General features: G+C 51.0%; 9 protein-coding genes. All 9 read right to left on the reverse strand.

Annotated elements, in window-relative coordinates:
- Positions 1-206 precede the first annotated feature (206 nt).
- Positions 207-1,298, reverse strand: coding sequence for a bifunctional diaminohydroxyphosphoribosylaminopyrimidine deaminase/5-amino-6-(5-phosphoribosylamino)uracil reductase RibD (gene ribD / locus ACRJJO_RS21395; protein ID WP_431067587.1), 1,092 nt, complete (start codon positions 1,296-1,298; stop codon positions 207-209).
- A gap of 1 nt (position 1,299) precedes the next feature.
- Positions 1,300-1,752 (reverse strand): transcriptional regulator NrdR, encoded by a 453-nt coding sequence (gene nrdR, locus ACRJJO_RS21400; RefSeq protein WP_431067588.1) that lies wholly within the window; start codon positions 1,750-1,752, stop codon positions 1,300-1,302.
- 223 nt (positions 1,753-1,975) lie between these two features.
- Entirely contained in the window at positions 1,976-4,162 is a 2,187-nt protein-coding gene (gspD, locus tag ACRJJO_RS21405; protein WP_431067589.1) for a type II secretion system secretin GspD, read from the reverse strand.
- Positions 4,155-4,793 (reverse strand): hypothetical protein, encoded by a 639-nt coding sequence (locus ACRJJO_RS21410; RefSeq protein ID WP_431067590.1) that lies wholly within the window; start codon positions 4,791-4,793, stop codon positions 4,155-4,157. Before ACRJJO_RS21410 ends, gspD begins: the two co-directional genes overlap by 8 nt.
- Positions 4,790-5,374, reverse strand: a complete 585-nt coding sequence (gene gspM / locus ACRJJO_RS21415; protein WP_431067591.1) for a type II secretion system protein GspM — start codon at positions 5,372-5,374, stop codon at positions 4,790-4,792. Before gspM ends, ACRJJO_RS21410 begins: the two co-directional genes overlap by 4 nt.
- Positions 5,358-6,470 carry a PilN domain-containing protein gene (locus ACRJJO_RS21420; protein WP_431067592.1) on the reverse strand — a complete coding sequence of 371 codons (1,113 nt, stop codon included), beginning with the start codon at positions 6,468-6,470 and terminating at the stop codon, positions 5,358-5,360. Before ACRJJO_RS21420 ends, gspM begins: the two co-directional genes overlap by 17 nt.
- Positions 6,471-6,748: 278 nt before the next feature.
- Positions 6,749-7,705, reverse strand: coding sequence for a general secretion pathway protein GspK (locus ACRJJO_RS21425; protein ID WP_431067593.1), 957 nt, complete (start codon positions 7,703-7,705; stop codon positions 6,749-6,751).
- A complete protein-coding gene (locus tag ACRJJO_RS21430; protein ID WP_431067594.1) occupies positions 7,705-8,481 on the reverse strand; it encodes a prepilin-type N-terminal cleavage/methylation domain-containing protein in 777 nt (258 codons plus the stop codon). The genes ACRJJO_RS21425 and ACRJJO_RS21430 overlap by 1 nt, the downstream gene beginning before the upstream one ends.
- 6 nt (positions 8,482-8,487) lie before the next feature.
- Positions 8,488-8,904, reverse strand: a complete 417-nt coding sequence (locus tag ACRJJO_RS21435) for a type IV pilus modification PilV family protein (protein WP_431067595.1) — start codon at positions 8,902-8,904, stop codon at positions 8,488-8,490.
- Positions 8,905-9,052: the final 148 nt, after the last annotated feature.

Consider the following 9,052-nt stretch of genomic DNA (forward strand, 5'->3'; position numbering starts at 1 on the left):
CAGTTAGCAGTTAGCAGTTAGCAGTTAGCAGTTAGCAGTTAGCAGTTAGCAGTTAAAAAATAAACGCCATTTAGACATTCGTGCAATGCTTTGCTCGACCGATTTGTTTAAAAAGGCGAGTAGCCTGGATAAAGTGAAACGGAATCCGGGAGGCCTAGGCACGGAACATCCCGTATTTCGCTTCGCTGCATACGGGCTACGTGTTTTCAAGCCGGCTTCAGCGTCAGCCTGAGATCTGGCCCTATTTGTCTGATATCGCATAAGCTTAAATGTTTTTTATGGGCCATTTTTTCAAGCCCCGGCAAACGGAACAACCCTCGGCCTTCATCGCCCAATACATTGGTCGACATGTAGATGAGCCATTCGTCGACAAGATTTTCGGCCAACAAAGCCCCGCTCAAGGTCGGGCCTGCTTCGATAAATATCTCGTTAAACTGCAATCGCCCCAACAAATCCATCACCGCGGACAAATCGACCTTGCCGCTTCGCTCGGCAACGCAATACACTTCCGCGCCTAATTGCTGCAGCGCATCGATTTTACTTCTGTCCTGCGAACAAGTTACAACCACATTGCGACCCGGCAATGTCAATAAACGCGCAGTCGGCGGCATCCTAAGACGGGTATCGAGCACGACTCTGGCCGGCTGCAGGGTTTCGAATTCGACCCGCGCATTCAAGGCAGGATCGTCGGCCAACACCGTATTGATACCGGTCAAAATCGCCGAACTGCGGGCGCGATATCGATGTACATCGGCTCTGGATTGATCCGAAGTGATCCATTTACTCTCGCCGGAAGCCATCGCGGTGCGTCCGTCCAGACTCATCGCCAACTTGCCGCGTACAAACGGCAAACCCGTTTGCATGCGTTTAATGAAGCCCGGATTCAGTTTCATCGCTTCGTTTTGCAAAACGCCGCAGCGCACATCGATACCGACGTCATTCAATCTCGTCAAACCTCGGCCGGAAACCAGCGGGTTAGGATCTTGCATGGCCGCAACAACACGGACTACGCCGGCTTTGATCAAGGCTTCGCAACAAGGCGGGGTGCGCCCGTGATGGCTGCAAGGCTCCAAGGTAACATAAACCGTCGCCCCTTCGGGGCTTTGCGCCCGCTTGAGCGCCTCGACTTCGGCATGACCCTCGCCGGCCCGAGCATGCCAACCTTCGGCGATAATCGAACCTTCTTTAACCAATACGCAACCGACACGCGGATTCGGTTGCGTCGTGTACAGGCCGTTATGCGCCAATTGAATCGCCCGGGCCATGTAAAATTCGTCCGGATGCCACACTGAAGTCATCTTATTGCCGCTTCAAATGCTCGATCATATCGGTAAATTCGCTGACATCCTCGAAACTCCGATAGACCGAAGCGAATCTGACATAGGCGACATGATCGAGCACGCTCAACTCTCTCATGACTTTTTCGCCCAATTCTTGCGCCTTTATCTCGCGTTCGCCTTTCGTCGCCAATTCTTTGATGATTCGGCTAATGGCCTGCTCGATCGCATCGCTGTCCACCGGTCTTTTTTCCAAGGCCCGCAACATACCGGCGCGAAGTTTTTGTTCGTCGAAAGGTTCTCTTGCGCCGCCTCGTTTGATCACGCGCGGCAGACTCAACTCGGCCTGTTCGAAGGTCGTAAAACGTTCCTTACAGACCGTGCATTCGCGGCGCCTTCGGACTTGATCGCCTTCATTCGCCAATCTGGAATCGATCACTCGGGTATCTTGCGCCGAACAGAAGGGACATCGCATAATTTAATCGCCGATTACCATTGAAAAATATCGAGTCGTTGAGAAACCGGTGATTTTATAACAATTAAGCACGCTTACCGTAATTTATTTCGGGATAGGGAGGAATAAGGCGTGGATATCTTCGCGATGATTTCGTTAAAAGTAGGGTGCGCATCGCGCACCGGATTCGGTGCCGCGACGTTTCGTTGGGTTTGGCGTCGTGGCAAGGTGCGCGATGCGCACCCTACCGGATTTCCATTTCGGTCGGTTCGATGTGGTAGATGCCGGTCAGTTTACGTTTGAATTCATCGGCGATCAATCGAGCATCCTCACGCCCGGTAACGACGCGCGGGGTCAACAAAACGACCAATTCGGTTTTTCTACTCCCATATGAAGTGCTTCCGAACAACGGCCCGATCAATGGCAATTCATGTAGCCAAGGTACACCAGCTCTCCCGTAATCGTTTCTTTCTTGAATCAACCCTCCCAACACGATGGTTTCACCGCTTTGCACCGCGACCGAGCTAATAATTTCGCGAGTCTGAATATCCGGATTTCCTGCATTATTGTTAGATCGGTCAACTTCTTCGACGCTTTGTTCGATTTCCATGATTACCAAGCCTCCGGCATTGACTCGGGGTTTGATTTTCAATTTGACCCCGGTTTGCCGTTGCTGTAATTGTTGAGTCTGAATCAAGCCTGTGTCAGTGCCTCCGGTTACGGGAGTCGTAGTACCTGTTCTAAGAGACAACTCCGTACCGACTTGAATCGACGCCTCTTGATTATTCAGCACCATCAACGATGGCGTAGAAATAAAGTCGGCATTACCTTTAGAAGCTTCTGCGTTTAATAAAGCCTTGATATCACCTGAAATAAACGCATAACTTAAACCTCCTGACATTACACCTAAAGCCGCTTGAGCCCCTGTTTTTCCTATTGTTTGAAAAATATCTGTGTTTCCACCACCAGTAATTTGATTATCTCCACCTGTTCCATGTTCAAAAAACCACTGAATGCCATATTTGAGATCATCCGTCAACGTCACATCCACAATCGTCGCATCGATCAAGACCTGCAGCGGCATCACGTCCAATTGCTTGATGACACCTTTGATCACGTTGTATTCCTGAGCGGTCGCGACGATCACGAGCGAGTTATTGATCTCGTCGGGGATTATGCGTACATCCTCGACGCCCTTGACCTTAACCCCGGCGCCGGATGTTTGCATCGGACGCTGGACTTGGCGAATCTGACTACTTCGCCCTCCCAATCCGCTACTCTGTTGCGGACGGCTGGTGACTTCCACCGATCTTCTCCCTGCCGCGACCGAAGCCTGCCCCATGCCGACTTGGGAAGCCGGGATGCCGTAAATTTCGCTCAGGGTCGCTGCCAATTGCACCGCATCGACATGCTGCACTTTATAGACATTGACGCCGCCGCCGGTCGCCGATTGCGCCCGGTCGAGCCGGATGATCCAATTTTCGATGTCGCTCAGATAACGCGATTGATGCGTGATCGCCAATATCGCATTCATGCGCTCGATCGCGATGAAGCGAAAAAACTGGTTTTCATCCTCCTTGGCTTTTTTATCGAAAATTTGTTCCAGCTCTTCAATCAAGGTCGGCGGGTCGACATGCGTCAACGGAAACAGCGCGAACGATCGGCCGCGCATCATATCGACATCGAAAATCCCGACGATTTCCTGAACGCGCAACAACTCGGCCGCGGTGCCGCCTACCAGCAACAGGTTTCTGGACGGGTCGGCATGCAGCAAGGTTTTTTCCTGCATCAGCGGTTTGAGTATTTCGACGATATTGTCGACGCCGACATTTCTGACCGGGATGACGCTGACTTGATAACCGGCCGGTAAGACGCGTCCGCGCCGGTCGGCCAGCGACAAGGCCGAGGTATAGAGCGCATCGGCCGCCGGTTCGATATGGTAAACGCCGCCTTCGTCTTTGACCAAGGCCGCGCTGTTCATACTCAACAGCATTTCCAACGTCGGCAGCACTTGTTCGCGGGTCAACGGCTGAGTCGTTTGCAGAGTGACCTTGCCGGCGACTTTAGGGCTCAATACATAATTCTTACCCAAAATATCGCCGATAATGACCTTCGCGACCTCGCCAAGGTCGGCTTCGTCGAAATTCAAACTGAATGAACCCAGACCTTTGGCAGGACCGGGCCGCCCGATCGTATCGCCGACCGGACGGCCGGAACCTGGATAAATTTCGGCATGCAGCTTGTCTTTATCTTCTGCTTTGGTTTCCTCCCCCAATTGTTCGAAAAACTTTTGATGAGCTTCGAGGTCGTCGACTTTGGGCTGCTGCAAAGACAATTTTTGCCGGGTCTGAGGGCCTAACAATTCACACCCGGTAACCGATAGGGTTAACAATGCCAAAACAGTCGCGTGGATTCGGTTTACTTTATTCATCTTGTGTTGTTATTGCTGAATCAGGTTCACTAAAGCCGTTGTCCGGCGTTGCTTGGGGGACTGCCGGCGGTAGCTGCGGCGCTGCCGGACGTTGCGGTGGTGTAAGCGGGCGCCTACCGGGAGGTAATTCTTTTTGTTTCGGTTTTCTCAAGATCAACTCTTGCCGCTCCATGCCTCTTTCGAATATCGCTTTATCCGGTAAAATTTCAACTAAGCGCCAACCGTCGACCTCTTCTTCCACGGGCATTTTTTTATGGCTCTTTTGATCGGGTAGCGGCTTGATTCTTCGTAACAATACATGGGGCTTTTGCTGAACCGTATAGATACCGGTCAGTTCCCAATCCAAGGTTTCCGAACTCGTTTCCGACGCTCTTTCCGGTTCCGGTTCGGGCGCCGGGCGCCGGCCTTCGATAAATAGAGGGCGACTGACTAAATCGTTATACCGGTCTTCGCTTGGCCGATCGCTTTGAAATTGCGGAAACGCTAATGCTTCATAGTCTGTCGATAGCGTATTGGCTTCGCCGGCCGGCTCGCCGTTCGCCCGTCCCCAATACCACCATTCGCCGGCAATAACAACGACTAAAACCGCGCAGGCAACGCAGAGTAATTTGACTAATGCCGTATTGATCATGGCTCTTTACCCATGAAGCCGGAAGCCTGAAAGCTGATGTTCATTTTATTGCTTGGCTCGATCTTTCGGGTTTTTCGGTTACGCCTGCCTCGCTCGGGACGGATATCAAGGTCGTCGATCATTATGAAGGGCACGGCCGATTCGAGTTGCAGCAAAACCGAGCGGAATGCTTCCATATCGCCGTTCATTCTGATTTTTATCGCGATTCGACTATATTGGCCTTCGGTTTTACTCGGCAATACCTGAGTACTGATCAATTCGGCACCGGCATTGGCAATCGCGGCTCTAACCGACTGTTGTAATTCCGCGGAAGCCAGGGCCTCCGATTTGTGTCGGCTGAAAAAACTTTGTGCGGCATTGGCCTGCTTGATTTTTTCGACATTGGCTGTCACGGCTTCTTTTCTGTCGGTTATCCGTTGATAGCGGTCCAAACGAAACAGCAGCTCGTGTTTTTCTTCGCGTAAGTCCAAGGCCGCATTGATCAAGGGCACCACCAGAAAGCCGATCGCCATCAATACGACCGCAATCAACAAGCCTACGGCGGCTAGGCGTTGCGGCGGGTATTTATCGAGTAGCGTCATCATCGCTCCTAGCTTTAATGTCCACGGATAGCTGAAAACGCTCTAAACCGCTCAGTCTATCCCGAGTGACCGGCGATACGAAACGGGCATTGACAAATAACTCCGATTTTTCCAATTTTGAGATGAGTGCCGAAGCAGTCGGCGATTGGCCTTGAAACTGTAGCCGACCTTCGTTAAAACGCAAATAATTGAGCCAGGTATCGTCTTCTATCAATTCGCTGAGGGTGTTCAATATATCGACGATTGCCGGCGACTGCTGTTTTTTGGCGATCAATTGTTGTGCTCGCGCAATAATGGTATCGATTTCCGATTGAATATCTTCAACGACTCTCGCTTCTTTTTCGATAACCGCAATGTCGTCCCTGAGAGCCGCTACAGCGCGGCTTTCCAGCCAAACCGGCAAGACCATCGCGACGGTTAGCAGTAAAAAAAACAACGCGACCAAACCGCCGTGTACATAGCTGTGCCAAGGTATTTTGTTTTCCCGGCGATGTTCCGGCAAGAGATTATAATGGGAGACGTCCGATTCCGGTTGATTGCTTACCGGTTCGTAGTCAATTAGCGACGGATGCAGCGTCAATGCCGTCAATTCATCCAATACGGCATCCAATTTGTCCTTTGGCGTCAACACCAAAACGAGGCGCACGATGCCGGCCTGCTTGTTTTTTTCGACCAGTTTGACCGAAAAATAGACTTGATCTTTGTTAAACGGGGTCAGGCGATCGATTTCGTAAGCAATCACTTGCTGTAAATTTTCTGCGGCGGCAATCGGAAATGTCAATTCCTTGCTAATCGCATCGGAAGGCGCAAGCCGCACGATGAATTGGGTTTTCTCGTAGCGCGCATCTTTTGCCAAAATTTTCTTGATCGCCTCGACTCCCGCCGCATCCCTTGAAAATTCGCCAAGGTTTTCGCACGCTTCGCCGACTTCATAGGTTAACGAAAATGCGGAGGCATGAGGCCGTAAAATCAGTTTACTTTGTTGCTGATCAAGAATTTTCTTGATCTCTTCGGGCAATAAATGAGAAAGCTCGCTTCCCCACCAACGAAAAAACTTTTTTACATCCAGATCAATGTTCGCATCAAGATTCAGCATTGGTCATGTTTTGTTTCTAGTTGAGTTTCAGTGGGTAAAAATACGAACTGTTCATTTAAAGTTAAGACTGGCGTGCTGTCTCATGAAAATCGATTTGTCCGTGTTACATAAACAGCTTAGGTTATAAGAAAAAAATGACAATAATACGTCTTTTCCGTTAAACGAGTTTTAGTGGAAAGGTGCGCGATGCGCACCCTACGGCCTTGGCAAGCAGGGTTTGCAACCCCGTCCTACACGTTTTGACCGTGACCTATGCAAGCCACGGCGCTTGGCTCACATCAATAATTTTCCATTTCATAGGCGAATAAAGAATGAACTTTGGAATGTATCGGTTGCCATCGCGCCACCGAAAAAGGTTCGCCCGGGTTATCCGAACGCCTAACCAAAACCTTGACACCCGCCGTGACGCCCTCGCCGACCATGGCCTCCGAAACGATAGTCAACGCGCCGCTTGCCTGTGTATCGGGCTGCGCTTGCTCGTCGTCCAGCATTTCGAATTCTCCCGGCATCTCGCCACCCTGCTCAGTCGGCGAAAAAGATCTGACCCTAGGAACGGCATCCTCGGCATCGGATCCGCCCGTTATCGGCTTAGCGGCAAAGTCGTCCTCGCTTTCCAGCATATATCGCAATTCCGCCGAGGCTTTGTCAAGATCGACACTCGCTTGACCGGATTCAATAGTAATAAACGGCTCCAACCATTCGTAGAGCACGGCGTCCACGCCTAAAACCATTTGCAATTCTTCAAGAGACTGGAATGCCTGGTTACGGGGGGCATATCTCAAGCCGGCCGCTTGATATTCTTTTTTCTCGGCGCCGTCTTCTCGCGTTTCGTCATCCTGATCGCGCCAATCGATTATGGCGTTAGCGACCTGCGTTTGCATATCGGCCTCAATCGGTGCGTGCTTCAAAAGTTTAAGTAACAAGTCCAATTCCGCCCGATTGATATCGACCTTGCCGTTTTCCGCAAGAATGCGGACTCGAATCATGGCCTCATCGAAACTAAATTCATAAATTTGGCCGTCGGCATCCCAGCGTTTCAACGGGTCATCTTCCAGCATCATCAATTCCGCCACCGCAATGCCTGCCTCCGCAAAAGCTTGGGCCTCGGCCCTAGTCTTCATACCGAACATTATAGACGATTCCCGGCGCATACTCAGCGCAAAACTACCGGCCATGATCGTTAACAACGTCAGCACCCAAAGCACCAACACCAATGCCAAACCTTTTTGCCGCATTAATCGAACCCCTGGTCAATGCCGTCCGAAAATTCGGGATCGACGGCGGTATCCGCCGCGGCTTTTAAGGCGATGAACATATCTGGCCAATACAATTCGTTGTCGCGGACAATCCTAATTCTGACCAAACGCGGTAACGCTTCTCTATCCACCCACTCATCCTGCCACCCGTTTGCTCCGGAAAGCGGATCCATGCCGAAATAACCGACCTGGAAAGAGTTCACATGCTTAAGAATTACGACGCCTTCATCCTGCGCCGTTTGCTCTTCCGCTTCCGGAAAGAAGGGTTGAACCGCAACGGTAAGCCATTTGTCGCCGCCCATTTGCCGTAAATACACGCTAAACATTTGCAAACCGGGACGAGCCGCACTGGCCGGAAGCGGCGATACGAATTGAAGGGCATCGGGTCTGCCGACAAACGAGAAGGCTCGTTCTTGATCGGGGTTAAAGTCTTGCCACAACGGTTGCGTGACGCCCAAGTGCCTGCGAAAAAATTGATAGACCAACGCGGCTTCGCCGCTCTGAGCCACTTTACCCTCGCCCGCCTCCCAGCTTTGCGCGCTGATTCTGAGCGTGCCGAATAGCAAGACCATCATGACGCTCAATAAGGTCATGGCCAACATAATTTCTATTAGGGTAAAACCGGCTTGATTCTTGGAAATCGTTAGCGTGGCTTGAGGGAACGGTGAAAAAGTTCCTGCTGGAATTGTAACAGCATCTTGGCTATCACGACCTTCGCGATGTGTACTTTTCGATGTGCAATGAGTTTTAGACATGGGCGGCTATCGACTACTTGCGGCTTCCGCCTGACCTAATCGTAGCGTTTTCAATTGGAAAACGCGCGGTTCGGCGCCTTCTTCTGACCAACTAACCCTAACATCGATGCGATACAATAGCGGCAATTCGTTTTGATTACCTGAAGGTTGCAGTTGAAAATCGGCCGGCCTGATGGTAACTAGCCATTCATAACGATCGAATTCCGTACCTGAAAATTGGCTGGCTTGCAGCGGCGTTTCCACGCCCGCTCGCGCCATTAAAGATTCCGCTATTTGCACGGCCGACGAATAATCGTCGGCAACGATTGCGGTATTGATACCGCCCGAGAAAATCCGGAGCAAAACACCCAAGGCCATCGCCATAATCGCAAAGGCCACAAGTATTTCCATCAATGAGAAACCTTGCTGCTTAGAAACGAGCATGAAATAACTTCATCAAATGTCGGAAGGGGGTTCGGTGCAGGGCAAACGCATTAAAATAATCAACATATCAATATGTTATCCTGTTGCTTAGACCGCTTAGTCAATTCGGTTTAACTTATGGTACCCCTCCCTGGGCCCCGTTAGGCCG

The organism is Methylotuvimicrobium sp., from assembly GCF_050611805.1.
Taxonomy (GTDB): Bacteria; Pseudomonadota; Gammaproteobacteria; order Methylococcales; family Methylomonadaceae; genus Methylotuvimicrobium.

What these genes read in the sequence shown, in the direction of transcription:
- ribD (WP_431067587.1), bottom strand. Translation starts at nt 1,298, where the DNA reads ATGACTTCAGTGTGGCATCCGGACGAATTTTACATGGCCCGGGCGATT.
- nrdR (WP_431067588.1), bottom strand. Translation starts at nt 1,752, where the DNA reads ATGCGATGTCCCTTCTGTTCGGCGCAAGATACCCGAGTGATCGATTCC.
- gspD (WP_431067589.1), bottom strand. Translation starts at nt 4,162, where the DNA reads ATGAATAAAGTAAACCGAATCCACGCGACTGTTTTGGCATTGTTAACC.
- ACRJJO_RS21410 (WP_431067590.1), bottom strand. Translation starts at nt 4,793, where the DNA reads ATGATCAATACGGCATTAGTCAAATTACTCTGCGTTGCCTGCGCGGTT.
- gspM (WP_431067591.1), bottom strand. Translation starts at nt 5,374, where the DNA reads ATGACGCTACTCGATAAATACCCGCCGCAACGCCTAGCCGCCGTAGGC.
- ACRJJO_RS21420 (WP_431067592.1), bottom strand. Translation starts at nt 6,470, where the DNA reads ATGCTGAATCTTGATGCGAACATTGATCTGGATGTAAAAAAGTTTTTT.
- ACRJJO_RS21425 (WP_431067593.1), bottom strand. Translation starts at nt 7,705, where the DNA reads ATGCGGCAAAAAGGTTTGGCATTGGTGTTGGTGCTTTGGGTGCTGACG.
- ACRJJO_RS21430 (WP_431067594.1), bottom strand. Translation starts at nt 8,481, where the DNA reads ATGTCTAAAACTCATTGCACATCGAAAAGTACACATCGCGAAGGTCGT.
- ACRJJO_RS21435 (WP_431067595.1), bottom strand. Translation starts at nt 8,904, where the DNA reads ATGCTCGTTTCTAAGCAGCAAGGTTTCTCATTGATGGAAATACTTGTG.